The sequence below is a fragment of the Ramlibacter montanisoli genome (assembly GCF_013087525.1).
Classification (GTDB): Bacteria; Pseudomonadota; Gammaproteobacteria; order Burkholderiales; family Burkholderiaceae_C; genus Ramlibacter; species Ramlibacter montanisoli.
The window spans coordinates 1,409,389-1,431,329 of the sequence record NZ_JABFCS010000001.1 but is presented as its reverse complement, the minus strand read 5'-3'; the positions used below and the strand labels follow the sequence as shown (position 1 = coordinate 1,431,329).

Here is a 21,941-nt window from a genome sequence, read left to right as displayed (position 1 = left end):
ACGCGCGCGAGCTGGGTGCGCTGCAGGTCGGCCTGGTGGCGCCCTACCTGCCCTACATGCGCCAGGACGACCGCTTCCGGCCCGGCGAGGCGATCACCTCGCGCAGCTACGCGCGGCTGCTCTCCTCCACGATCGACTGGCTGGTGACGGTGGACCCGCACCTGCACCGCTGGCCCAGCCTGGACGCGATCTACAGCATCCGCAGCCACGTGGTGGCCGCCGCACCCGCCATCGCCGACTGGCTGCGACGCGAGGTGCCGCAGGCGATCCTGGTGGGCCCCGACAGCGAGAGCGAGCAGTGGGTGGCCGACGTCGCCGGCCGCGTCGGCGTGCCCTACGTCGTCATGACCAAGGAAAGGCGCGGTGACCGCGACGTGCAGGTTCGCCTGCCGCAGGGCGTGCCGCACGAGGGCCGCACGCCGGTGCTGGTGGACGACATCATCTCCAGCGGCCACACCATGGCGGCCGCCGCCCACGTGCTGCGCGGCGCCGGCTGGGGCCGGCCTCTGTGCGTGGGCGTGCATGCGCTGATGGACGCCGCCGCGCTCGACATGCTGCACCGTGCGGGCATCGCGCGCGTCGCCAGCTGCGACACCGTTCCGCATCCCACCAACGCGATCGGCGTGGCCGCCCTGCTGGCCGAGGGCGTGCGGGCGATCGGCACCGCATGACGCGCATCCTGATCGTCCAGGGCCACCCGGATGCCGGCGCGGCCCACCTGTGCCACGCCCTCGCCGGCGCCTATGCCGAAGGCGCCCGCCAGACGGCCAGCGAGGTGCGACTGCTGGAGGTCGCGCGGCTGGACTTCCCGCTGCTGCGCAGCCAGCACGCCTGGGAACAGGAGCCGGTGCCGGCCGGACTGGCGCAGGCGCAGCAGGACATCGCCTGGGCGCAGCACATCGTGTTCTTCTTCCCGCTCTGGCTGGGCGACATGCCGGCGCTGCTCAAGGGCTTCCTGGAGCAGGTGGCGCGCCCGGGCTTCGCGTTCGGCGAGGGCGCACGCACCGCGTTCACCAGCAAGGGGCTCACCGGCCGCTCCGCGCGGCTGGTGGTGACCATGGGCATGCCGGCCTTCGTCTACCGCTGGTGGTTCGCGGCGCACAGCATCCGCTCGCTCAGGCGCAACGTGCTGAATTTCGTGGGCATCGCGCCCGTGCGCGCCACCCTGATCGGCGGCGTCGGGCAGCTGTCCGCCGCGCGCGTGGGGGACTGGATGGAGCGGATGCGGCGCCTCGGGCGCGAGGCGCACTGAGCCGGTTCAGGCGTGCGGTTCGCGCCAGGGCGTGGGCCCTTCGCGCGGCAGAACCTGCGGATGCGGCACGTGGGCGTGCAGCGCGCGCAGCTGGTGCTCCAGGTGGTCGATGCGCTGCAGGTAGCCCAGCAGCAGGCTGACGGTGAACAGGTCCAGGTCGTAGTAGCCGCGCAGGCGCACCGCTTCGCGCAGGGGCGCGACGCAGGCCGCGCTGAACTGGCGCGGCGCGGCATCCGCGGCCACCGGCAGCAGCGCGCCGTACTCCACCAGTTCGTCGAGTTCGGCGATGGTCAGGCTGCACATGGTCGCCAGCTCGCCCTGCTCGATGCTCCGGTGCGGGTCCAGCCAGTGCAGGTCAGTGACGTCAGTGGCCATGTCCGGCCTCCTTGGCAACGGTGGCACGCGGGTCGAAGCGCGACTCGCGCGCAAGCTCCTGGAACAGTTCGCGCTCGCGCGGGGTGAGGCTGGCCGGCACGTCAATGCGCGCCAGCGCATAGAGGTCGCCGCGGCCGCCGTGTCCGTTGGCCAGGCCGCGTCCCCGCAGCCGCAGCTTACGCCCGGACTGGGTGCCGTGGGGGACCGTCAACAGCACCGGGCCGTCCAGGGTGGGGACTTCGACGTCGGCGCCGAGCACTGCTTCCCAGGGCGCCAGCGCCAGGTCGAAGTAGAGGTCGTGGCCGTCGGTGCGGAACACCGGATGCGGGGCGAGCTGGATGTGCAGGTAGATGTCGCCGGCGGGCCCGCCATGGCGGCCGGGGCCGCCCCGGCCGCGCAGGCGCAGCCGCTGGCCGTCGGTGACGCCGGCCGGCACGGTCACCGCGAGCGTGCGCGTGCCGTCCTCGTGGGTGACGTCCAGGCTGAGGGTGGTGCCGCGGTGGGCGTCTTCCAGCGAGACGCGCGCGCTGGTCTCGAAGTCCTGCCCGCGCAGGGGCACGCTCTGGGCCCGGCGCGGGCGGCCGCGCCCGCGCGCGAGCGCATCCAGCAGGTCGGCCAGGTCCAGGTCCTGGAAGGCGGCGCCACCCGCGAAGTCGTGCTGCCATTGCGGCGGCGGGCTGAATTCCTCGCCGCCGCGGCGCCCCAGGGCGTCGTAGGCCGCGCGCTTTTCCGGGTCCTTGAGCGTGGCGTAGGCCTCGGCGACGTCCTTGAAACGCGCCTCGGCCCCGGCGTCCTTGGACACGTCGGGGTGGTGCTGCCGGGCGAGCTTGCGGTAGGCCTTCTTGATGGCCTCCGCATCGGCGTCGCGCGGCACGCCGAGTGCGGCGTAGTAATCCTTGTATTTCACGGCGGGCCGGTGTGGGCCTCGCAGCTTACTGCACCCGCATGTCGAAGGCCTGTTGCAGGCCGTCGAGGTCCGTGATGCGCACGTGCTTCTTGTCCACTTCCAGCAGGCGCTGCTGGGCGAAGGCGGAGAAGGTGCGGCTGACGGTCTCGAGCTTCATGCCCAGGTAGCTGCCGATCTCGGCACGCGACATGCGCAGGTGGAATTCGCTGGGCGAGTAGCCGCGGGCCTTCATCCGCTGGGAGATGTTCAGCAGGAAGGCGGCCAGGCGCTCCTCGGCGTTCATGCTGCCCAGGAGCATCATCAGGCTGTGCTCGCGCACGATCTCGCGGCTCATCAGGCGGGAGATCACGTGCTGCAGGTCGGGGCTGCCGGCGGCCAGCTCGCTCAGGTGGGCGTAGGGGATGGCGCAGATCTCCGCGTCTTCCAGGGCCATGGCGCTGCTGGCGTGCTTGCCGGAGGCCAGCCCGTCCAGGCCCAGCAGTTCGCCGGCCATCTGGAAGCCGGTGACCTGCTCGCGGCCGTCCTTCAGGGTCAGGTGCGACTTGAAGGTGCCGCTGCGCACGGCGTAGATGAACTGGAACTTCTCGCCTTCGTGGTACAGCGCCTGGCCTTCCTTGACGCGGCGGCGGGCGAACTTGAGGCTGTCCAGGCGTTCCACGTCGGTGCCCGTGAGGCCGCAGGGCAGGCACAGGTCCTTCAGGTGGCAGGTGGAGCACTGGGTCTTGATCGGCGCCGGGGTGCCGTCCAGGTCGATGCGCTGCTGGCGGGCAACGATGTGCACGGGGGCGGTGGCGATGGCGCGTTGCGTGGCTTGCATGGTGGTTCCCTCTTCCTCTGGATTCAATGAACGGAGCGGCGGCCGGCCGTGGCGACGGCCTGCGCGAGCTGGTCGAATTCGGTGCTCTTGTCGAGGAAGCGCACCGCGCCCTCGCCCAGGTAGCGCTTGCGGTAGGCAGGCGCGGAGTTGTTGCTGAACACGACGAAGGCGACTTCAGGGTCGGCGGAACGCACCGCCTTGAGCACCTGCAGGCCGCTGCCGCCTTCGAGTTGCACGTCGAGCACCACGACATCGGGATGCGAATCCAGGATGCCGGAGATGCAGGTGTCGGGCGTCGCCGCTTCGCCGACCACGGCCATTTCGGCGGTGGACAGCAGGTCGTTCACGCGCTGGCGGATCTGCTGCGAGTCGTCCGCGAGGAACACCTTGAGGGAGGAAGCCTTCGAAATCATGGACTGAACTATCGCGGAAGGCGGCTTCGCGCAACATCGGCGGCGGCTGAATCTCAGGCTCGGAGGAGTCCGAATCGGACCGGCCGTGCCGCCGAGGCGGCCTAGGAATCGTCCTAGCCCCGCAGCGCCAAAGCGCGTCCGCTTGATCCCCCTCAAGGGGCCTTCGCGCCGATGGACCACGATGGGGCTACCCCTCTCACGTTTGCAAGGAGCACACCATGTACAAGCGCATCCTGGTGCCGGTGGACGGCAGCGAAACCTCCAACAAGGCCGTGGTGGCGGCCCTGCAGATGGCGCGCGAGAACGGCGGGCGCGTGCGCCTGGTCCACGTCCTCGACGAACTGGCCTACCTGAGCGGCTACGAGATCGGCGGCGACCTGCTGAAGATCGCCCGCGACTACGCCGTGAAGGTGCTGGACGACGCCCTGGACATGGCGAAATCGGCGGGCGTGCCGGCCGACACCAAGCTGGCGGAAGCGCCCGGCGCCCGCATCGGCGAAGTGGTGGCCGACGAAGCGCGCAGCTGGGAAGCCGACCTCATCGTCACGGGCACCCACGGCCGCCGCGGCGTGGGCCGGGTGCTGCTGGGAAGCGGCGCGGAGCAGGTCCTGCGGCTGGCACCGGTGCCGGTGCTGACGATCCGCTCGCAGGAGTCGCCGGCCCACTGAGCCGGCCTGGCAGGGTCAGCGCAGGAGCACCGCGCCGGCGCCCTCGCCTGCCGGCTGGAACGGACCCAGCGGGTTCCTCTCCCTGACCAGCCGTTCCACGTGCGGCTGGCCGGAGACATTGCGGAACAGCACCGTGCCGTCGTTGACGACCACCAGGGCCTCGAACCACCAGCCGCGCACGTGCGTTTCGCGCGTCACATTGAGGAAGTCGGCCCAGAAGCCGCCTTCGCGGCTGCGGTCTTCCTTCGCGAAGCGGAACACGTAGCCGCGGCAGGCCGTCTTGGCCAGGATGCAGGTGCGGATGCCGGGGTCGAGCTGGTCCAGGGGCACGCCGGAATACGGCGCCAGGCGCGCCACGATGTCCGGGTACGGGATCACCGTGACGTTGCGGCCGTGCACGGCATCGAAACCGAGCTTCGACAGCTCGGAGCTGGGCGTCTTGAAGGGCACGATCTTCTCCGCGGCCTCCTGGGCGTCCTTGAAGGTCGGGAAGGGCGACGGCGCGTCGGTGCTGCCGCGCGGAAGCATCGCGGTGCAGCCGGCGAGCAGGGCTGCCACGGCGGCGGTGGCAAGGATTCGTGCATGCATGGCCCAAATGTGCAAACAAAGCACGGCCCCACGGTTGATGCACGTCAAGCCCGACAGGCGGTCCCCGCAACGACAGCCCCGATTAAATAGAAAGGACTACAGACACGCGGCGGGCGGAAGCAACGGCTGACCTTCGGTAACGAAGCCCACGTTTTCAGTGCCGCTCTTCGTGAACTCCGTCACGCAAGGTGCTTGTCAACCGAGGACAATGGGAATAACTTTCCCAGCCCGAATCGAAAAAGTCGTTGGTACAACAAGCCTGACCATGCGTTTCTTCAAAGGCACCCTCCGCAACAGCATCTACGGCCTTCTCGGCAACCCCGTGACGCCGAGCGATTCGGTGCTGGAAACGGGCACGGAGGACATCCGCGAAGCCATGCTCGCCCTGCTCGGTCAGGCGGGCGCCAAGCAGTTCGCCAACGTGACGCGCCGCGTGCGCTATGCGAACGACATCCAGGCGCTCTGGTACCTGCGGGGCGACGTGCTCGCGGCCCTGGCAGCCACGCATGGCGAGATGGCCGCCCGCCAGAAGATCCAGCAGATCACGCGCATGTTCGACGGCCTGCTGCCCGGCAGCCTCACCTCGCGCCCCAGCCCGCTCATGGGCTGAACGCCGCATCCCCGACGAAGCGCGGCCTGCCGCGCTTTTTTGTTGCCTGGCGCCTCTTGCCTAGTGCCGGTGGCCCCAGAGCACGAAGGCATCGCGGCCTTCCGTGGCCAGCGTCACCTTGGCGCCCACCGGCAGGCACACCTTGGTGGGCACGTGGCCGAAGGGCAGCCCGGTGAGCACCGGCGCCTTCACCTGCGTGCGCAGCCAGTCGATCACCGTCCTGAGCTTGAAGCCCTTGTCGTGCGGCACCGGCAGCCAGTTGGTGAAGTGGCCGAGCAGGATGGCCTTCTGCTTCTGCAGCACGCCGGTGTAGAGCAGCTGGGTCAGCATGCGTTCCACGCGGTAGGGGTGCTCGTGCACGTCCTCCAGGAACAGGATGCCGCCCTTGACCTTGGGCATCCAGGGCGTGCCGGCCAGCGCCGCGACGATCGCCAGGTTGCCGCCCCACAGCACGCCCTTTTCCTGCAGCGGCGCGTCCCTGCGTTCGGCGGCGGGCAGTTGCCAGCCGGTGCCTTCGCCCTGGCCGCACACCAGGTCCTCGAAGCAGGCCTGCATGATCTCGTCGGGCTCGGCCTCGACGCCGAAGTCCTCGCCGATGGCCGGGCCCGACCAGGTGATGCGGCCGGTCTCCGCCAGCACGGCGTTCTGGAAGGCCGTGAAGTCGCTCAGGCCGACGAACTCCGTGCCCCGGTCGATCGCCTTGGCGATCGCCTTGTACGGCAGCCTGGGCAGCAGGCGCGTGAGCCCGTAGCCTCCGCGGGTGATGATGGCCACGTCGGCGCCGCTGGCCGCGGCGCGTTCGACCGCCGCCAGCCGCGTTTCGTCGTCGCCGGCGAAGCGCATGTGCGTGGCGAACACCGCGGGGTCGAGTTCGACTTCATGGCCCAGGGCCTTCAGCCGCGCCGTCGCCCGGCGGACGGCGGCCTTGTTGCGCACGGCACTGGAGGGGAGAAGATGTAGATGCGTTTTTCTGCGTCACGGGCGGAAGTATCCCACTGCCCTGCGCGCGATTTCCTCGCCGTGCTCCTGCACGAAGTGGCCGGCCTGGGGCAGCACCATGGGCTCGGGGCAGCCGCGGATCTGCTCGCGCAGCGCCTGCATCACGAAGGTGCCCAGCACCGGGTCCTGCGCGCCGACGGCCATGAAGCTCTGCCCCTCCCAGCGCTGCGACAGGAACTCGCGCGCCTGCCGGGAGATGGCCGCGCCGTTCGCGTCGTGCCGGTCCGGCACCATCGGCGGGAAGGCGCGCAGCGCGGCCCGGTGGCCGCCGTCCGGAAAGGGCGCGTTGTAGGCGGCGCACTCCTCCGGGCGCAGGTGCGGGTTGCCGCGCGCGAACAGGCGGCCGAGGTCGAACTCGGGGTTCTTCGCGCACATCTCGCGCCAGGCGAGGAAACCGGGACTCAAGGGCGCGTCGCCGGTGCCCAGCGTGGTGTTCATCACCAGCAGGCCGCGATAGCGCGCGGGGTCCTCCATCGGCAGCGTGAGCCCGAGCAGCCCGCCCCAGTCCTGCACGGCCAGCACGATGTTGCGCAGGTCCAGCCGCTCCACGAATTCCAGCAGCACCTGCCGGTGCCACTCGAAGCCGTGCGCGGCTTCGCGCTTGGGCTTGTCGCTCTTGCCGAAGCCGATCATGTCGGGCGCGACCACGCGGCCGCCGGCCTCGACGAACACGGGCAGCATGCGGCGGTACAGGTAGCTCACGCCGGGTTGCCGTGCAGGCACAGCCAGGTCAGCGGCGCATCGCGCGGGCCTTCGTCCAGGTAGTGCATGCGCAGGCCGGCAAGCGAAGGCAGGTCGTTCACGTAGTGCGGCGGCCAGGGGTAGCCCGGCAGGTCGCGGAAACGATCTTCCGGCGGGCGCAGGGCGTCCTCGCGCAGCGGCTGTGCATTGAGGCGGGCTTCCTGCCGGCGTTGCCGGAAGAAGCCCGTGAGCAGTTCCGCGCAATCGGCCGCAAGCACGCCGCCGCTGAGGGCGGTCTGGTGGTTCAGGCGCTGCTGCGCAAAGAGGTCGAGCACCGACCCTGCCGCACCCGTCTTGGGATCCGCAGCGCCGTAAACCACGCGCGCGAGGCGCGCGTGCAGCATGGCACCGCTGCACATCGCGCAGGGCTCCAGGGTCACGAACAGCTCGCAGCCGTCCAGGCGGTAGTTGCCGAGCGTCCGCGCGGCATCCTGCAACGCGCGGATCTCGGCGTGCGCCGTGGGATCGTGGCTGGAAACGGGCGCGTTGTGGCCGCGGCCCACGATGGCGTCGCCGTGCACGACGACGGCACCGACCGGGACTTCGCCCGCCTGCAGCGCCAGCTGCGCCTGCGCCAGCGCCTCGCGCATGAAACGCTCGTCGCGCGCCGGCGCGGTGCTCACTTGTCGTTCTCGGGCATGGGACGCGCCTGCTGCATCACGCCCTGCACGGCCTGCTCGAACTGCTGCACCTGCTGTTTCGGCGTGGCGACGGGCACACTGCCCTCCGTGCCGGCGCCGGCGGGGGCCACGCCCGCGCCCAGCTGCTTCTTCGCCAGCATGCCGACGACCAGCACCACGGCCAGCAGGCCGACGATCCCGAAGACTGCGCGCATCACTTGCCCTCCATTCCGAGCCGCTCCATCCATGCGGCGAGCTGCTTCGTCCTGGCTGCCGGCGGCATAGACCTCGCGCATGCGCAGATGCGCCTCGCGCCGGTGCTGGTTCAGCTTCAGCTTGCAGGACCATTCCACCACGTCCAGCTCGAAGCCGACGATGCCGGCCAGCATCTTGTGGGCGAACTCCTCGCCGAGGCTGCGCCACTGCTCCGCGTACGCGGGCTCGTGGTCTCCGATCAGCTTCTTCAGCAGCCTGTCCTTGGCCAGTGGATCCTCCACCAGGCGCGCGCGCACGCGGCAATGCACGGTGAGGTAGTTCCAGGTGGGGACGCGCTGCAGGTCGGGGTAGACCGAGGGCGAGAGATAGGCGTGCGGCCCCAAGAAGGTGACCAGCGCATCGGGCCGCGCCTGCAGGTAGCGCCAGTGCGGATTGGGCTTGGCGCAGTGGCCAAGCAGCACGAAGCCGGCGTCACGCTGCTCGAGGTGCAGCGGCAGGTGCGTGACGAAGGGAAAGCCGGTGTCGTCGTTGGAGATCAGGCTGGCGAAGGGATGCGAGCGCATCAGCTCCGCGGCGGTCGCGGCATCGTCGGACTTGAACTGCGGCGGCTGGTACATGGCCGAATTGTGCACCGGGAGGTCGGGGAACGCCCCGGTGCGGCACGTCCGTCGTGGCGTCGGTGCCCTCCGGGCCGGAGCGGCAAGAAACTGTCCGCCTCTGCGAGTGTCCCCCGGCGCGGGCAAGCCCGCGCCTCCTCCTTTACCTCGCCGAGTCGGACAGTTCCTTGCCGCTCCTGCACCGCGCGGTACGGGAGAGCCTCACTCCCACTCGATCGTCGCCGGCGGCTTGCTGCTCACGTCGTAGGTGACACGGTTGATGCCGCGGACCTCGTTGATGATGCGGCTGGAGACCTTCTTGAGCAGAGCGTAGGGCAGCTCGGCCCAGTCAGCCGTCATGAAGTCGCTGGTCTGCACGGCGCGCAGCGCCACCACGTAGTCGTAGGTGCGGCCGTCGCCCATCACGCCCACGCTCTTGACCGGCAGGAAGACGGTGAAGGCCTGGCTGGTGAGGTCGTACCAGGACTTGCCGGTGTGTTCGTCGCGGAAGTTGCGCAGTTCCTGGATGAAGATGTCGTCGGCGCGGCGCAGCAGCTCCGCGTATTCGCGCTTCACCTCGCCCAGGATGCGCACGCCCAGGCCGGGCCCCGGGAAGGGATGGCGGTACACCATCTCGGGCGGCAGGCCGAGCGCCACGCCCAGTTCGCGCACTTCGTCCTTGAACAGGTCGCGCAGCGGCTCCAGCAGCTTCAGCCCGAGCTGCTCCGGCAGGCCGCCCACGTTGTGGTGGCTCTTGATCGTGACGGCCTTCTTGCTCTTGGCGCCGCCCGACTCGATGACGTCCGGGTAGATCGTGCCCTGGGCCAGCCAGGCGACGTGGCGGGAATGGGTCTGCTTGATCCTGGCGGCCTCGGCCTTGAACACGTCGACGAACAGGCCGCCGATGATCTTCCGCTTGGCCTCCGGCTCGCTCACGCCGGCCAGCTTGCCGAGGAACAGGTCGGCGGCGTCCACCCGGATCACCTTCGCATGCAGCTTGCCCGCGAACATGTCCATCACCATGTCGCCCTCGTTCAGGCGCAGCAGGCCGTGGTCGACGAACACGCAGGTGAGCTGGTCGCCGATGGCGCGATGGATCAGTGCCGCCGCCACCGAGGAATCGACGCCGCCGGACAGGCCCAGGATCACTTCCTCGTCGCCGACCTGCTTGCGGATCGCCTCCACCGCCTCGGCCACGTGGTCGCGCATCACCCAGTCGGGACGCGCGTTGCAGATGCCGTGCACGAAGCGTTCGATGATCGCGCGGCCCTGCACGGTGTGCGTCACTTCGGGGTGGAACTGCACCGCGTAGAAGCGCCGCGCCTCGTCGGCCATGCCGGCGATCGGGCAGCTCTCGGTCGAAGCCATCAGCTTGAAGCCGGGCGGCATGTCGACGACCTTGTCGCCGTGCGACATCCACACGTTCAGCATGCCGTGGCCGTCCGGCGTGGTGTAGTCGGCGATCTCGCGCAGCAGCGCGGTGTGGCCGCGCGCGCGCACGGCGGCGAAGCCGAATTCGCGCTTGTGGCCGCTTTCCACCTTGCCACCGAGCTGGTGCGCCATGGTCTGCATGCCGTAGCAGATGCCCAGCACCGGCACGCCCAGCTCGAACACCGCCTGCGGCGCCTTGTCGGTCGTTTCCTCGTACACGCTGGCGTGGCTGCCGGAGAGGATCACGCCCTTCAGGCGGCCGTCGGCGGCGTACTGCCGCACCCATTCGTCGCTGACGTCGCAGGGATGCACTTCCGAGTACACGTGCGCCTCGCGCACGCGGCGGGCGATCAGCTGCGTGACCTGCGAGCCGAAGTCCAGGATGAGGATCTTGTCGTGTTGCATGATGGAATTCAGAAACTGAGACAGACGATGCCGCAGGCGCGCGCCGCGTCCAGGAGTTGCCGGTCCAGCGAGGCGAGCTGCCCGTTCAGCCGCAGGACCAGTTCGAGATAGCTCGCGTCGTAGAAAGTGAGGCCGTGCGTGGCCGCGAGGCGCGCCACCTGTCCCTGGCGATGCGCGTTGGGGGCCGCGTCGAACTGGATCCGGGCTTGCGCCAGCACCCCAAGGCCCTGCTCGACGAGTTCGGCGGAAATGCGCTTGCGCGCGTGGCCCATCACGAGCATGTTGCCCATCTCCCACAGCCACAGCGCGGGAGCATGGAACAGGTCGGGGGTGGTGCGTGCCTGCACGTACAGCTCGTGGGCCGCCGCGTTGGGCTCGTCGGGCATCACCCACGCTCCCGCAGCCGAGGAGTCGATGACGATGGGCTTCACACCTTGCGGCCGGCGTCGCGCAGGCTCTTCCAGTCCGAGTAGCCTTCGACCGGCGGCTTCACCTGAGCCTGGAAGGCCCGCAGATCGGCCAGTGCCTGCTGCCGCAGCCGCTGCTGCTCGGCGGCATCGGGCCCTTCCTCGGTCTCGCGGACGATGCGGGCGATCTTCCTGCCGTGGCGGGTGATGACGATCTCCTCGCCCTCTTCCACCGCCTGCAGCAGGGCGGAAAAGCGGTCCTTCGCCTGGTGAACGGGAATGGTCTGCATGAGTCTGGCCAGAAATTGAGTTTAGGCCAGTTTACTCGATCAGGCCTGAATCCGCAAATCTGGCCAGATCAATCCGCCCGGTAGTTCGGCGCTTCCTTGGTGATCTGCACGTCGTGCACGTGGCTCTCGCGCATGCCCGCCGCGGTGATCTGGACGAACTCCGCCCGCGAGCGCATCTCCTCGATGCTGGCGCAGCCGCAGTAGCCCATGGCGGCACGCACGCCGCCGGCCATCTGGTACACGATGGCGACCAGCGAGCCCTTGTAGGGAACCCGGCCCTCGATGCCTTCGGGCACCAGCTTGTCGGCGTTCGGGTTGCCGGTGGTCGCTTCCTGGAAGTAGCGGTCGGCGCTGCCCTGCTGCATGGCGCCGATGGAGCCCATGCCACGGTAGCTCTTGTAGCTGCGGCCCTGGAACAGCACGGTCTCACCCGGCGCCTCCTCGGTGCCGGCGAACATGCCGCCCATCATCACGCTGCTGGCGCCCGCGGCAATGGCCTTGGCGATGTCGCCCGAGTAGCGGATGCCGCCGTCGGCGATCAGCGGCACGCCGCTGCCGGCCAATGACGTCGCGACGTTGTCGATGGCGGTGATCTGCGGCACGCCGACGCCGGCGACGATGCGCGTGGTGCAGATGGAGCCGGGGCCGATGCCCACCTTCACCGCGTCGGCGCCGGCTTCCACCAGGGCCTTGGCCGCGGCGCCGGTGGCGATGTTGCCGCCGATCACGTCCACCTGCGGGTAGTTCTGCTTGACCCAGCGCACGCGGTCGATCACGCCCTTGCTGTGGCCGTGCGCGGTGTCCACCACGATCACGTCGACGCCGGCCTTCACCAGCGCTTCCACGCGTTCCTCGGTGCCCTCGCCCACGCCGACCGCGGCGCCCACGCGCAGGCGGCCGCTGGCGTCGCGCGCGGCGTTCGGGAAGCTGGTCTGCTTGGTGATGTCCTTGACGGTGATCAGGCCCTTGAGCTCGAAGGCGTCATTGATCACCAGCAGGCGTTCCAGCTTGTGCTTGTTCAGGAGCGCCTTGGCCTCGGCGGCGCTGGTGCCTTCGCGCACCGTCACCAGCTTGTCGCGCGGCGTCATGATCTGGCTGACCGGCACGTCGTAGCGCGTCTCGAAGCGCAGGTCGCGGCCGGTGACGATGCCCACCACCCGGCCGCCATCGATCACCGGGAAGCCGGAGATGCCCAGCTGCTCCTGCATGGCGAGGACTTGGCGCACCGTGTGCTGCGGCGTGATCACGACGGGGTCGCGCAGCACGCCGGATTCGTAGCGCTTCACCCGCGCCACCTCGGCGGCCTGCTGCTGCGGCGTGAGGTTCTTGTGGACGATGCCGATGCCGCCTTCCTGGGCGATGGAGATCGCCAGGCGGGCTTCCGTCACCGTGTCCATCGCGGCGGACACCAGCGGCAGGTTCAGCTGGATGTTGCGGGAGAGCTGGGTGGAGAGGGAGGTGTCCTTGGGCAGGACCTGGGAGAACGCCGGCACCAGCAACACGTCGTCGAAGGTGAGCGCTTTTCCGAGAAGGCGCATCGTGAAGGCTCCAAAAGAAGGATTGTACCCGTGTGCAATTTCGCACGACCCGCGTGGGGCTGCGGCGCCACGCTGAGGGAATCGCCAGGGTGCGCCCGTGCGCCGCCGAGCTAAACTGAAGCGATGAAATCCGCACGTACCGCCCTGCTCGCCCTCGCCTGCCTCGTGCCGCTGCTTGCCTCGGCCCAGTGGCAATGGATCGACAAGTCGGGCCGCAAGGTCTTCAGCGACCAGGCACCGCCGCCCGAGATCGCGGCGGACAAGATCCTCAAGCGCCCCGGCCCGCGCGGCCGCTCGGTCGATGCGCAGCCCGCGGCGGAAACCGCGGCCGCAACCGCCGCGGCCGCCCCCGCGCTGCCCAAGGTCACCGGCAAGGACAAGGTCCTGGACGAAAAGAAGAAGCAGATGGACGCCGCCGAGGCCGAGAAGAAGAAGGCGCAGGAGGAAAAGGTCGCCGCGATGCGGGCCGAGAACTGCACGCGCGCCAGGTCCGCGAAGGCCACCTACGACACCGGCGTGCGCATCTCGCGCGTGAACGACAAGGGCGAGCGCGAGATCCTGGACGACAAGCAGCGGACCGCGGAGCTCAAGCACCTCGACGGGGTGATCGCCCGCGACTGCAAGTCCGACCGTCAGTAACCCGGTTTCGCGCCCGGGCGCCGCTGTGCGAACAGGCCGGCGGCGCGGGCGCCCTGCTTGCGGAAGCGTTCGCGGCGGGCCACTTTCGGGTCCACCACCAGCGGCCGGTACACCTCGATCCGGTCCCCTTCGCGCACCGCCTGCTGCCCCGTGCAGCGGCGACCCCAGATGCCCAGATCGGCCGGCTCCGCGCCGGGGCAGCAGTCCTGCCAGCCGCTGGCCAGCACCGCTTCCCGCGCGGTGCTGCCTTCGGGCACGTCCAGCGCCCACTCCAGCACCTCGCGCGGCCGCGGGGAAAAGGAAACGGTCACGCGCGGCATCGCTTCAGCCGTAGACCTGTTCGGCCCGTTTCACGAAGGCATCCACCAGGTTGCCCGCGATGCGGTCGAACACCGGTCCCACCAGGGTGGCGAGCGCCTGGCTCTTGAAGGCGTATTGCAGTTCCAGCGTGACCTTGCAGGCGCGCTGGCCGCCCTCGCCCAGGGGTGGAACTTCCAGCATCCGTCCAGGTTGGAGAAGGGCCCGTCCACCAGCTTCATGCGCACCTCGCGCCCCGCCACGTGCGAGTTGCGCGTGGTGAAGGTCTGGTGGATGCCGGAGAAATTGATGCCGATCTCCGCCTTCATGCCGTCAGGCTCCAGCGCGATCACGTGGGAGCGGTCGCACCAGGGCAGGAATTCGCTGTACTTCGCGACGTCGGTGACCAGCGCGAACATCTCTTCGGCGCTGTACCAGATGAGCACGGACTTGTGGACGGTTTTCATGGAGAATTGCGGGCCCGCGCGGGATTGTAGAGAGCCGCCGTCGACCCAACCTGTCAGTTCATGGCGCAAAAGAAAGAAACACCCTCCCGCATCGCCGACAACAAGAAAGCGGCCTTCAACTACTTCTTCGAGGAGCGGTTCGAGGCCGGCGTGGTGCTGCAAGGCTGGGAGGTGAAGGCGGCCCGCGAGGGGAAGGCCCAGCTCACCGACGGCTACGTCGTCATCCGCGACGGCGAGCTGTTCCTGATCGGTTGCCAGATCACCCCGCTGAAGACCGCGTCCACCCACGTCAACCCGGAACAGCAGCGCACCAAGAAGCTGCTGATGCACAAGGACGAAATCCGCCGCCTGATCGGCAAGGTGGAGCAGAAGGGGCATACGCTCGTGCCGATCCAGATGTACTGGAAAGCGGGCAAGGTCAAGTGCGAGATCGCGCTGGCCAAGGGCAAGGCCACGCACGACAAGCGCGACGTGATCAAGGACCGCGAAGGCAAGCGCGAGGTCGAGCGCGCCATGAAGCAGCGCCACCGCTGATCCCCGACCGGCGGCGGGGCGGAATAAAGGGCGCACGGGCCGCGTTCATGCAGGGAGAACCATTCCAACAGGAGATCCCCATGCGCCGCCTTGCCGCCCTCGCCTGCACCGCCCTGCTTGCCGCCTGTGCCGTCATGTCGCCCGGACCGGCGCGCGTGGCCGACGGCGTGTTCGTCGGTCCCAACAACATGACGCTGTACACGTTCGACCGCGACGTGGCGGCCTCCGGCAAGTCGGTGTGCAACGGCCCTTGCGCCGCGAACTGGCCGCCCCTGATGGCCGGCGCGACCGCCACGCCATATGGCGACTGGACGATCGTGGTGCGCGACGACGGCAGCCGCCAGTGGGCGTACCGTGGCAAGCCGGTCTACTACTGGGTGAAGGACACCCGGCCTGGCGACCGCACCGGCGACGGCGTCAACAACGTGTGGCGCCTCGCGCGGCCCTGAAAGTACCGGCCGGCCGGAAGCCCCAGTTTCGCTGACGGCGTTCCTGGGCTAGTCTCCACGCATGAACAGTCCATCCGCCACCAACAGCCTGGTCGTGCACATCCCGGACCTGCGCCGTTACGCCCGTTCGCTCACCGGCGATGCCTGGGCCGCGGACGACCTGGTGCAGGACACGCTGGAACGCGCCTGCGAACGCTGGCAGCTGTGGTCCGCCGGCAGCGACCTGCGCGCCTGGCTGTTCACGCTGATGCACAACCTGTTCGTGGACTCCGCGCGGCGCGCGGTGCGGCAGCAGGCGAGCCAGCAGGTGGACGTGGACGACGTCGCGCATGAACTGCAGTCGCCGGCAGGCGTGCCGGACCAGGCGATGGACCTGCAGCGCTGCCTGCTGCGGCTGCCACCGGAACAAAGGGAGGTGCTGCTCCTCGTGACGCTCCAGGACCTGGGCTACGAGGAAGCGGCACGCATCACGGGCGTGCCGATCGGCACCGTGATGTCCAGGCTTTCGCGGGCCCGCGCGCGCCTGCGGGACCTGATGGACGGGCGCGCACCCGCCGCGGCGGCGCAGGCGACGGCGTTGCGGAGGCTGAAGTGATGGAAAAGACGATGATGGACGACAACGACCTGCTGCCGGACGGCGAAGCAGAACTGCATGCCTACGTCGACGGCCGGCTGGACCGGTCGCGCCGCGCGGACGTCGAGGCCCGGCTGGCGAACGACCCGGAAGCCGCCCAGCGCGTGCGTGACTGGAAGCTGCAGCGCCACGCGCTGCGCACGCTGCACCCGGAGATGCTGCTCGAACCGGTGCCCGCCCACCTGCTGCACGCGGCGATGCAGCTGCACCAGCGCAGCAACCGCTTCGCCCAGTGGCAGCGCTGGGGCGGGATGGCCGCCGCCGTGCTGCTGTCCTTCGGCCTCGGCTGGGGCGCGCACTCGCAATGGCAGACGCAGGTGGTCAACAGCGGCTCCGGCGTGCGCACCTTCGCGCGCCAGGCCGTCACGGCGCACGTGGTCTACATGCCCGAGGTGCGGCACCCGGTGGAGGTCGAGGCCTCGCAGCAGCAGCACCTGGTGCAGTGGCTCTCCAAGCGCCTGAACCGGCAGCTGAAGGTCCCCAACCTGGCACCGGCCGGCTATGAGCTCGTGGGCGGACGCCTGCTGCCCGGCGAAGGCGGCGCGCGGGCGCAGTTCATGTACCAGAACACGGCCGGCGAGCGCGTCACGCTCTACGTGGGCGCGATCGAGGGCGCGGCGGCCAAGGGCGTGGGCGAGACCGCCTTCCGCTTCACCAGCGAGTCCGGCGTGGCGAGCTTCTACTGGGTCGACCAGGGCTTCGGCTATGCCCTCACGGGCCGGCTGCCGCGGCAGGGGCTGCTGGTGCTGGCGGAGAGCGTCTACAAGCAGCTGTAAGGGCGCCTCACCCCAATCCGCGCAGCGGGTGCGCGTGCGCCGGCCACGGGCTGGCGAAGAACGCGGCCACCATCTCCGGCGTCACGTCCTCGATGCGCGCGGGATTCCATCGCGGCGCATGGTCCTTGTCGATGGCCAGTGCGCGGATGCCTTCGAAGGTCTCGCTCGCCGTGCCGGGACGCAGGTGGAAGCACTGCCGCACCATGTCGCGCTCCATGCGCAGGTCGGCCGCCAGGGTCATGTGCCGCGCGCGCCGCAGGTGTTCCAGCGTGACCTGCAGCATCAGCGGCGAGCGCTTGCGCAGCAAGGCCGCGGTTTCGGCGGCCCAGCTGCCCGCATCGGCCTCCAGCGCCCGAACGATGTCCGGCACCGAAGGCAGCGCGAAGAAATGATCGATGTCGGCGCGCCGTGCGGCGAAGATGCTCGCCGGCGGCGGAGCGGCCCGCAGCGCCTCGCGCACCCGCTCGAAGCGCTCGCCGTCGGCCAGGCTCTCCCATACCGTGGGCAGCTCCGCGGAAGGCAGCACGCCGTCTGCCAGGCGCGCGGCGACCGCGTCGGCACCGGCGATCAGCTGCCCCGTAAGCGCGAGGTACTCGCCGATGCGGCCCGGGCAGCGCGCGAGGAACCAGCCGCCGCCGACGTCGGGGAACAGGCCGATGTTGGTCTCCGGCATGGCCATCTTCGTGCGCTCGGTGGCGATGCGCAGCCCGTAGTCGCTGCCGTGCGCCGAGATCCCCATGCCGCCGCCCATGCAGATGCCGTCCATGAAGACGACGTAGGGCTTCGGGTAGGCGTGGATCAGGTGGTTGAGCGAGTATTCCTCGGTGAAGAAGTCCTCCAGCCGCGGATCGCCGGCCAGCACCGCCTGGTGGAAGAAGCGGATGTCGCCGCCGGCGCAGAAGGCGCCGAACGGGCCTTCCTTGCCCATGCCGCGCACGCCGACGCGTTCCACCCGCGGATCGTCGCGCCAGGCGAGCAGTGCCGCGGTCAGGTCGCGGATCATGCCGAGCGACAGCGCATTGAGCGCCTTGGGCCGGTTCAGGGTGATCAATCCCGCGCTGCCGCGCACTTCCGAAACAACGTCGCTCATGCCCTCTGCCTCCATCCCACCAGTTCGTTGACCACCAGCGCGCCCAGGACCAGCGCGCCGCCCGCCAGCACGGTCTGGCTCGGAATCTCGTTGGCGCCCACCCAGGCCAGCACGATGCCGAAGATGATCTCCAGCAGCGCCAGCAGCGCGATCTCGGGCGCCTTCAGCACCCGGGCGCAGACCACCGCCAGCGCGCACGGGATCGCGAGCTGCACCAAGCCGAGGATCGCCAGCAGGCCGACGTCGTGGGCGGACGCGCGCAGCGGCATCGCCAGCGGCAGCGTGACGAGCGAGGAGATCACCGCGCCCACCAGCACGGCGGGCACCAGGTCCACGTTGCGGCCCTGCGCGTGCGCGCGCTGCGTGATCGTCCAGTTCACCCCGCTGGCCAGGGGCACGAACAGCGCCACCAGCGTGCCGGCCAGCTGGCCCCCTTCCAGCTGCGCGCCGTACATCCAGGCGATGCCGGCGCCGGCCACCAGGATGGCCGCCCAGGTGCGGGCCGGGATGCGGTGGCCGATGAAGATGCGCGCGATCAGCGCGGTGAGGAAGGGCCCGAGCGCCATGGTCACCAGCACGTTGGCGACGCTGGTGAGCGTGAGCGCCACCATGAAGGCGGTGAACATCACGCTCCAGCACAGGCCGGACAGCCACAGCGCCCAGCCGCCGTCGCGGATCTTCGCGAACACGACGCGGCCCTGGAAGAAGGGCAGGATCACCAGCAGGGACAGCATGGTGAAGAAGCTGCGCCAGAAGGTGACTTCGAAGCTGCGCGCGTGCTCGAGGTGGCGCGTGATCACGCCGGCGATGGACCACATGAGGGTCACGGCGACCATGAGGAACACGGCCTGGGTGTGGGTGAGTTTCACTTCGTTCTTGTTTTCGTTCGCCCGGATGTTATCAACGCGTCCGCTGCCGTACAGACAAGGGCTGCGGCAGGCCCCATCCTGCGGGATGGTTCCCGACATCGCCCCCTCCCCAGCCGCCCCGCCGCGGCGCAGCCGCCTGGCCCTGCCCCTGGTCATCGCCGCCACCGCCCTCACCACGGTGGTCGCGGCGGTCGCCGTGGTCGTCTTCGTTCTCTGGCCGGAAGGCGTCACGATCGTCGTCGCGCCCGCGGGTGTCCCGGTGGTGGCTCCGGGCACGCGGACCCGCTCGGCGGAAGACTGCGCTTCCTGCGGGTCGGTGGAGAGCATCCGGCACACCGATCCGGCGACCGGCCTGCCGGTCTACGAATTCACGGTGCGCATGCGCGACGGCTCCGCCCGCGAGTCGAGCGAGAGCACCACGGGGCGCTGGCGCGCCGGCGAGCGGGTGCTGCTGATCGGCGGCCCCAAGGCCCGCGCCGCCGAGGAACGGGAAAACCTGGCGCCCTGAAGCGCCGGTCCCTGCAGCGCCCGTCCTTACGCCGCTTCGCGCAGGGCGCGCTTGCGATCGTGCTCCTTCAGGAAGCGCTTGCGCAGGCGCACCGACTTGGGCGTGATCTCCACCAGCTCGTCGTCCTCGATGAACTCCACGCCGTATTCCAGCGTGAGGTCGATCGGCGGCGTGACCTTGATCGCGTCTTCCTTGCCGGACACGCGGAAGTTGGTCAGCTGCTTGGTGCGGGTGGCGTTGACCACCAGGTCGTTGTCGCGGTTGTGGATGCCGACGATCATGCCTTCGTACACCGGGTCGTTGGGCTTGACGAACATGCGGCCGCGATCGTCCAGCTTGCCCAGCGCGTAGGTGAAGATCTCGCCGTCGTCCATGGAGATCAGCACGCCGTTCTTGCGGCTGGCGATCTCGCCCTTGAAGGGCTCGTAGCCGTCGAAGATGTTGGAGATCAGGCCCGAGCCGCGCGTGAGGTTCATGAACTCGTTGGAGAAGCCGATCAGGCCCCGTGCCGGGATGCGGTATTCCAGGCGCACGCGGCCGCGGCCGTCCGGTTCCATGTTCACCAGTTCGCCCTTGCGCTCGCCCAGCGCCTGCATCACGCCGCCCTGGTGCTGGTCCTCGATGTCGGCCGTGACCAGCTCGATCGGCTCGTGCTTCTCGCCGTTGACGGTGCGGAACACCACGCGCGGCTTGGACACGGCCAGTTCGTAGCCCTCGCGGCGCATGTTCTCCACCAGGATGGTCAGGTGCAGTTCACCGCGACCCATCACCTCGAACACGCCCTCTTCGTCGGTTTCCTTGACGCGCAGCGCCACGTTGGACTGCAGTTCCTTCTGCAGGCGGTCCCAGATCTGGCGGCTGGTGACGTACTTGCCTTCGCGGCCGGCCAGCGGGCTGGTGTTGACGCAGAAGTTCATCGTCAGCGTCGGCTCGTCGATCTTCAGCATCGGCAGCGGCTGCGGATTGAGCGGATCGGTGATGGTCACGCCGATGCCGATGTCCTCGATGCCGTTGATCAGGACGATGTCGCCGGGGCCGGCTTCCTTCACCTGCACGCGCGTCAGGCCCTCGAAGGTCAGCACCTGGTTGACCTTGCCCTTGATGGCCTTGCCGTCCGGGCCTTCCATGACCATCACTTCCATCATCGGGCGGATGGTTCCGGCGTTGACGCGGCCCACGCCGATGCGGCCGACGAAGCTGGAGTAGTCCAGCGCGGAGATCTGCAGCTGCAGCGGCGCGTCCTTGTCGCCCTCGTGCTCGGGCACGTGCGACAGGATGGTGTCGAACAGGGCCGACATGTCCTTGCCCCACTGCTCGCCCGGCGCGCCCTCTTCCAGCGAGGACCAGCCGTTGATGCCGGAGGCGTAGACCACCGGGAAGTCCAGCTGGTCGTCGGTGGCGCCGAGCTTGTCGAACAGGTCGAAGGCGGCATTGACCACCTTGTCGGGGTTCGCGCCGGGCTTGTCGACCTTGTTCACCACCAGGATGGGCCGCAGGCCCAGGGCCAGAGCCTTCTTGGTGACGAAGCGGGTCTGCGGCATCGGGCCTTCCTGGGCGTCGATCAGCAGCACCACGCCGTCGACCATCGACAGCGCGCGCTCCACCTCGCCGCCGAAGTCCGCGTGGCCGGGGGTGTCGACGATGTTGATGTGCGTGCCCTTCCAGCTCACGGCGCAGTTCTTGGCCAGGATGGTGATGCCGCGCTCGCGCTCGATGGCGTTGTTGTCCATGACCGTGTCGACCACCTTCTCGTGCTCGGCGAAGGTGCCGGACTGGCGCAGGAGCTGGTCGACCATGGTGGTCTTGCCGTGGTCGACGTGGGCGATGATGGCGATGTTTCGGATTTGCGTCATACGTTCTCTGGCTCGGGCACCCCGAGGATTTGCTGGATTTCGATCGGGCTCAACAGGCGCGACGGGATCAGTTCGCCGGCCTTCACATGGGCGGTGCCCAGGAGCGCCGGCGGCGACTCCCCGAACACGGCAACCTGTTCTGCATCGCGCCAGCCGCCCCGGCGGCGCAGGCCGCTCAGGAAGCGCCCCGCATCTTCCGGCCCCAGCGTGACACGCACGTGGCCGGGCAGCAGGGACTCGACGGGCAGCAGGCGCGCCTGTCTCTCAGACTCGTCCAGGGCCTCGAGTTCCGCCAGCGTGATGCATTGCGGAAGCTCGAAGGGCCCGGTGGCAATCCTTCGCAGCGACAGCAGGTGCGCGCCGCATCCCAGCGCCTGGCCGATGTCCTCGCCGAGCGTCCGGATGTAGGTTCCCTTGCTGACGCGCGCGACGATCTTCAGCCGCGTGGCGTCCAGCAGGGACAGCTCCAGCCCGGACACCGTGACCTGGCGCGCCTCGCGCTCCACCTCGATGCCGGCGCGCGCGTACTCGTACAGCGCCTTGCCGTCCTTCTTCAATGCACTGTGCATCGGCGGCACCTGCGCGATCGCGCCGGTGAACCGATGCTGCACTTCGGCGAGCGTTTCCGCCGTGATCGCCGGCACGTCCCGCCGCGCGATCACTTCGCCTTCACTGTCCGCCGAGGCCGTCCGCACGCCCAGCTGCGCCACCGCCTCGTAAGCCTTGTCCGCATCCAGGTGCAGCTGGCTGAATTTCGTCGCCGCCCCGAAGCACAGCGGCAGCACGCCGGTGGCCATGGGATCGAGCGTGCCGGTGTGGCCGGCCTTTTCCGCGCGCAGCAGCCACTTGGCCTTCTGCAGCGCGTCGTTGCTGGAGAGACCCAGCGGCTTGTCGAGCAGCAACACCCCATGCACAGGGCGCCGCTGCACCCTGGTGCGTGGCGCTTGCATAG

The 21,941-nt window shown here is 69.4% G+C and carries 26 protein-coding genes and 3 pseudogenes; 10 read left to right on the top strand and 19 right to left on the bottom strand.

Annotated features, from left to right (window positions below; translation table 11 throughout):
• The first annotated feature begins 56 nt into the window (after positions 1 to 56).
• A complete protein-coding gene (gene prs / locus HK415_RS07330) occupies positions 57 to 671 on the top strand; it encodes a ribose-phosphate diphosphokinase (RefSeq protein WP_444965406.1) in 615 nt (204 codons plus the stop codon).
• Positions 668 to 1,252 (top strand): NAD(P)H-dependent oxidoreductase, encoded by a 585-nt coding sequence (locus tag HK415_RS07325; RefSeq protein ID WP_171557768.1) that lies wholly within the window; start codon positions 668 to 670, stop codon positions 1,250 to 1,252. The genes prs and HK415_RS07325 overlap by 4 nt, the downstream gene beginning before the upstream one ends.
• Before the next feature lie 6 nt (positions 1,253 to 1,258).
• Here the strand turns inward: HK415_RS07325 and HK415_RS07320 are convergent, their stop codons facing one another.
• From HK415_RS07320 to HK415_RS07305, 4 genes are read right to left on the bottom strand one after another with little or no spacing between them, the layout of a single operon-like run.
• Positions 1,259 to 1,627 carry a chaperone modulator CbpM gene (locus HK415_RS07320; protein WP_171557765.1) on the bottom strand — a complete coding sequence of 123 codons (369 nt, stop codon included), beginning with the start codon at positions 1,625 to 1,627 and terminating at the stop codon, positions 1,259 to 1,261.
• Positions 1,617 to 2,534 carry a DnaJ C-terminal domain-containing protein gene (locus HK415_RS07315; RefSeq protein WP_171557762.1) on the bottom strand — a complete coding sequence of 306 codons (918 nt, stop codon included), beginning with the start codon at positions 2,532 to 2,534 and terminating at the stop codon, positions 1,617 to 1,619. Before HK415_RS07315 ends, HK415_RS07320 begins: the two co-directional genes overlap by 11 nt.
• 25 nt (positions 2,535 to 2,559) lie before the next feature.
• Positions 2,560 to 3,351 carry a fumarate/nitrate reduction transcriptional regulator Fnr gene (gene fnr, locus HK415_RS07310; protein ID WP_171557760.1) on the bottom strand — a complete coding sequence of 264 codons (792 nt, stop codon included), beginning with the start codon at positions 3,349 to 3,351 and terminating at the stop codon, positions 2,560 to 2,562.
• A gap of 23 nt (positions 3,352 to 3,374) precedes the next feature.
• On the bottom strand, positions 3,375 to 3,764 hold the full coding sequence (locus HK415_RS07305; protein ID WP_171557757.1) for a response regulator: 390 nt from the start codon (positions 3,762 to 3,764) through the stop codon (positions 3,375 to 3,377).
• A 218-nt stretch (positions 3,765 to 3,982) separates the two neighbouring features.
• On the opposite strand from HK415_RS07305, the gene HK415_RS07300 reads away from it, so the two are divergent.
• Positions 3,983 to 4,432: a universal stress protein gene (locus HK415_RS07300; RefSeq protein ID WP_171557755.1), complete on the top strand. Its 450-nt coding sequence runs from the start codon at positions 3,983 to 3,985 to the stop codon at positions 4,430 to 4,432.
• Positions 4,433 to 4,447: 15 nt separating this feature from the next.
• On the opposite strand, the gene HK415_RS07295 is transcribed toward HK415_RS07300, so the two are convergent.
• The gene (locus tag HK415_RS07295) at positions 4,448 to 5,020 is read right to left on the bottom strand and encodes a hypothetical protein (protein WP_171557754.1); all 573 of its coding nucleotides are present in this window, start codon (positions 5,018 to 5,020) and stop codon (positions 4,448 to 4,450) included.
• Between the two features lie 265 nt (positions 5,021 to 5,285).
• Between HK415_RS07295 and HK415_RS07290 the strand changes: the two genes are divergently transcribed.
• Positions 5,286 to 5,630, top strand: coding sequence for a hypothetical protein (locus HK415_RS07290; RefSeq protein WP_171557753.1), 345 nt, complete (start codon positions 5,286 to 5,288; stop codon positions 5,628 to 5,630).
• Positions 5,631 to 5,690: 60 nt separating this feature from the next.
• Here the strand turns inward: HK415_RS07290 and HK415_RS07285 are convergent, their stop codons facing one another.
• The 8 genes and pseudogenes from HK415_RS07285 to guaB form a co-directional block, all read right to left on the bottom strand.
• Positions 5,691 to 6,566, bottom strand: a complete 876-nt coding sequence (locus tag HK415_RS07285; protein WP_171557752.1) for an LD-carboxypeptidase — start codon at positions 6,564 to 6,566, stop codon at positions 5,691 to 5,693.
• A gap of 39 nt (positions 6,567 to 6,605) precedes the next feature.
• A pseudogene (tadA, locus tag HK415_RS07280) lies at positions 6,606 to 7,960 on the bottom strand (tRNA adenosine(34) deaminase TadA).
• Positions 7,961 to 7,989: 29 nt separating this feature from the next.
• Positions 7,990 to 8,205, bottom strand: coding sequence for a hypothetical protein (locus HK415_RS07275; RefSeq protein WP_171557751.1), 216 nt, complete (start codon positions 8,203 to 8,205; stop codon positions 7,990 to 7,992).
• A pseudogene (locus tag HK415_RS07270) lies at positions 8,205 to 8,823 on the bottom strand (FMN-binding negative transcriptional regulator). Before HK415_RS07270 ends, HK415_RS07275 begins: the two are co-directional and overlap by 1 nt.
• Positions 8,824 to 9,024: 201 nt before the next feature.
• Positions 9,025 to 10,638, bottom strand: a complete 1,614-nt coding sequence (gene guaA, locus HK415_RS07265; protein ID WP_171557749.1) for a glutamine-hydrolyzing GMP synthase — start codon at positions 10,636 to 10,638, stop codon at positions 9,025 to 9,027.
• A gap of 8 nt (positions 10,639 to 10,646) precedes the next feature.
• Positions 10,647 to 11,069 carry a type II toxin-antitoxin system VapC family toxin gene (locus tag HK415_RS07260; protein WP_171557747.1) on the bottom strand — a complete coding sequence of 141 codons (423 nt, stop codon included), beginning with the start codon at positions 11,067 to 11,069 and terminating at the stop codon, positions 10,647 to 10,649.
• Positions 11,066 to 11,335, bottom strand: coding sequence for a type II toxin-antitoxin system Phd/YefM family antitoxin (locus HK415_RS07255; protein WP_171557745.1), 270 nt, complete (start codon positions 11,333 to 11,335; stop codon positions 11,066 to 11,068). Before HK415_RS07255 ends, HK415_RS07260 begins: the two co-directional genes overlap by 4 nt.
• A 68-nt stretch (positions 11,336 to 11,403) precedes the next feature.
• Positions 11,404 to 12,873 (bottom strand): IMP dehydrogenase, encoded by a 1,470-nt coding sequence (guaB, locus tag HK415_RS07250; protein WP_171557742.1) that lies wholly within the window; start codon positions 12,871 to 12,873, stop codon positions 11,404 to 11,406.
• A gap of 123 nt (positions 12,874 to 12,996) precedes the next feature.
• Here guaB and HK415_RS07245 point away from each other — a divergent pair, with 123 nt between their 5' ends.
• Entirely contained in the window at positions 12,997 to 13,512 is a 516-nt protein-coding gene (locus HK415_RS07245; RefSeq protein ID WP_171557739.1) for a DUF4124 domain-containing protein, read from the top strand.
• Here the strand turns inward: HK415_RS07245 and HK415_RS07240 are convergent.
• Both HK415_RS07240 and HK415_RS07235 read right to left on the bottom strand, forming a co-directional pair.
• Positions 13,506 to 13,832, bottom strand: a complete 327-nt coding sequence (locus tag HK415_RS07240) for an RnfH family protein (RefSeq protein ID WP_171557737.1) — start codon at positions 13,830 to 13,832, stop codon at positions 13,506 to 13,508. The two genes, HK415_RS07245 and HK415_RS07240, sit on opposite strands and share 7 nt — an antisense overlap.
• A gap of 4 nt (positions 13,833 to 13,836) precedes the next feature.
• Positions 13,837 to 14,276: pseudogene (locus tag HK415_RS07235) on the bottom strand (type II toxin-antitoxin system RatA family toxin).
• A gap of 60 nt (positions 14,277 to 14,336) precedes the next feature.
• Between HK415_RS07235 and smpB the strand changes: the two are divergent.
• The 4 genes from smpB (at position 14,337) to HK415_RS07215 (ending at position 16,669) form a co-directional block, all read left to right on the top strand.
• Complete coding sequence (gene smpB / locus HK415_RS07230; RefSeq protein ID WP_171557734.1) at positions 14,337 to 14,810, top strand: SsrA-binding protein SmpB; 474 nt, start codon at positions 14,337 to 14,339, stop codon at positions 14,808 to 14,810.
• 80 nt (positions 14,811 to 14,890) lie between these two features.
• Positions 14,891 to 15,259: a COG4315 family predicted lipoprotein gene (locus HK415_RS07225; protein ID WP_171557732.1), complete on the top strand. Its 369-nt coding sequence runs from the start codon at positions 14,891 to 14,893 to the stop codon at positions 15,257 to 15,259.
• A gap of 61 nt (positions 15,260 to 15,320) precedes the next feature.
• Positions 15,321 to 15,854, top strand: coding sequence for an RNA polymerase sigma factor (locus HK415_RS07220; protein ID WP_171557729.1), 534 nt, complete (start codon positions 15,321 to 15,323; stop codon positions 15,852 to 15,854).
• Positions 15,854 to 16,669: an anti-sigma factor family protein gene (locus tag HK415_RS07215; RefSeq protein WP_253261803.1), complete on the top strand. Its 816-nt coding sequence runs from the start codon at positions 15,854 to 15,856 to the stop codon at positions 16,667 to 16,669. Before HK415_RS07220 ends, HK415_RS07215 begins: the two co-directional genes overlap by 1 nt.
• 7 nt (positions 16,670 to 16,676) lie before the next feature.
• On the opposite strand, the gene HK415_RS07210 is transcribed toward HK415_RS07215, so the two are convergent.
• Both HK415_RS07210 and HK415_RS07205 read right to left on the bottom strand, forming a co-directional pair.
• Positions 16,677 to 17,759, bottom strand: coding sequence for an enoyl-CoA hydratase/isomerase family protein (locus tag HK415_RS07210; RefSeq protein ID WP_253261802.1), 1,083 nt, complete (start codon positions 17,757 to 17,759; stop codon positions 16,677 to 16,679).
• A complete protein-coding gene (locus HK415_RS07205) occupies positions 17,756 to 18,628 on the bottom strand; it encodes a DMT family transporter (protein WP_309246612.1) in 873 nt (290 codons plus the stop codon). Before HK415_RS07205 ends, HK415_RS07210 begins: the two co-directional genes overlap by 4 nt.
• A gap of 85 nt (positions 18,629 to 18,713) precedes the next feature.
• Here HK415_RS07205 and HK415_RS07200 point away from each other — a divergent pair, with 85 nt between their 5' ends.
• Positions 18,714 to 19,136, top strand: a complete 423-nt coding sequence (locus HK415_RS07200; protein WP_171557723.1) for a hypothetical protein — start codon at positions 18,714 to 18,716, stop codon at positions 19,134 to 19,136.
• Positions 19,137 to 19,162: 26 nt separating this feature from the next.
• Here HK415_RS07200 and typA read toward each other — a convergent pair whose 3' ends face one another.
• Together typA and truB are read right to left on the bottom strand one after the other, a co-directional pair.
• On the bottom strand, positions 19,163 to 20,989 hold the full coding sequence (gene typA, locus HK415_RS07195; RefSeq protein WP_171557721.1) for a translational GTPase TypA: 1,827 nt from the start codon (positions 20,987 to 20,989) through the stop codon (positions 19,163 to 19,165).
• Positions 20,986 to 21,939 carry a tRNA pseudouridine(55) synthase TruB gene (truB, locus tag HK415_RS07190; RefSeq protein WP_171557719.1) on the bottom strand — a complete coding sequence of 318 codons (954 nt, stop codon included), beginning with the start codon at positions 21,937 to 21,939 and terminating at the stop codon, positions 20,986 to 20,988. Before truB ends, typA begins: the two co-directional genes overlap by 4 nt.
• Between the last annotated feature and the right edge of the window lie 2 nt (positions 21,940 to 21,941).

Coding starts and splice junctions, on each gene's coding strand:
- prs (WP_444965406.1), top strand. CDS start 57: ATGCGCCAGGACGACCGCTTCCGGCCCGGCGAGGCGATCACCTCGCGC.
- HK415_RS07325 (WP_171557768.1), top strand. CDS start 668: ATGACGCGCATCCTGATCGTCCAGGGCCACCCGGATGCCGGCGCGGCC.
- HK415_RS07320 (WP_171557765.1), bottom strand. CDS start 1,627: ATGGCCACTGACGTCACTGACCTGCACTGGCTGGACCCGCACCGGAGC.
- fnr (WP_171557760.1), bottom strand. CDS start 3,351: ATGCAAGCCACGCAACGCGCCATCGCCACCGCCCCCGTGCACATCGTT.
- HK415_RS07305 (WP_171557757.1), bottom strand. CDS start 3,764: ATGATTTCGAAGGCTTCCTCCCTCAAGGTGTTCCTCGCGGACGACTCG.
- HK415_RS07300 (WP_171557755.1), top strand. CDS start 3,983: ATGTACAAGCGCATCCTGGTGCCGGTGGACGGCAGCGAAACCTCCAAC.
- HK415_RS07295 (WP_171557754.1), bottom strand. CDS start 5,020: ATGCATGCACGAATCCTTGCCACCGCCGCCGTGGCAGCCCTGCTCGCC.
- HK415_RS07290 (WP_171557753.1), top strand. CDS start 5,286: ATGCGTTTCTTCAAAGGCACCCTCCGCAACAGCATCTACGGCCTTCTC.
- HK415_RS07275 (WP_171557751.1), bottom strand. CDS start 8,205: ATGCGCGCAGTCTTCGGGATCGTCGGCCTGCTGGCCGTGGTGCTGGTC.
- guaA (WP_171557749.1), bottom strand. CDS start 10,638: ATGCAACACGACAAGATCCTCATCCTGGACTTCGGCTCGCAGGTCACG.
- HK415_RS07255 (WP_171557745.1), bottom strand. CDS start 11,335: ATGCAGACCATTCCCGTTCACCAGGCGAAGGACCGCTTTTCCGCCCTG.
- guaB (WP_171557742.1), bottom strand. CDS start 12,873: ATGCGCCTTCTCGGAAAAGCGCTCACCTTCGACGACGTGTTGCTGGTG.
- HK415_RS07245 (WP_171557739.1), top strand. CDS start 12,997: ATGAAATCCGCACGTACCGCCCTGCTCGCCCTCGCCTGCCTCGTGCCG.
- HK415_RS07240 (WP_171557737.1), bottom strand. CDS start 13,832: ATGCCGCGCGTGACCGTTTCCTTTTCCCCGCGGCCGCGCGAGGTGCTG.
- smpB (WP_171557734.1), top strand. CDS start 14,337: ATGGCGCAAAAGAAAGAAACACCCTCCCGCATCGCCGACAACAAGAAA.
- HK415_RS07225 (WP_171557732.1), top strand. CDS start 14,891: ATGCGCCGCCTTGCCGCCCTCGCCTGCACCGCCCTGCTTGCCGCCTGT.
- HK415_RS07220 (WP_171557729.1), top strand. CDS start 15,321: ATGAACAGTCCATCCGCCACCAACAGCCTGGTCGTGCACATCCCGGAC.
- HK415_RS07215 (WP_253261803.1), top strand. CDS start 15,854: ATGGAAAAGACGATGATGGACGACAACGACCTGCTGCCGGACGGCGAA.
- HK415_RS07210 (WP_253261802.1), bottom strand. CDS start 17,759: ATGAGCGACGTTGTTTCGGAAGTGCGCGGCAGCGCGGGATTGATCACC.
- HK415_RS07200 (WP_171557723.1), top strand. CDS start 18,714: ATGGTTCCCGACATCGCCCCCTCCCCAGCCGCCCCGCCGCGGCGCAGC.
- typA (WP_171557721.1), bottom strand. CDS start 20,989: ATGACGCAAATCCGAAACATCGCCATCATCGCCCACGTCGACCACGGC.
- truB (WP_171557719.1), bottom strand. CDS start 21,939: ATGCAAGCGCCACGCACCAGGGTGCAGCGGCGCCCTGTGCATGGGGTG.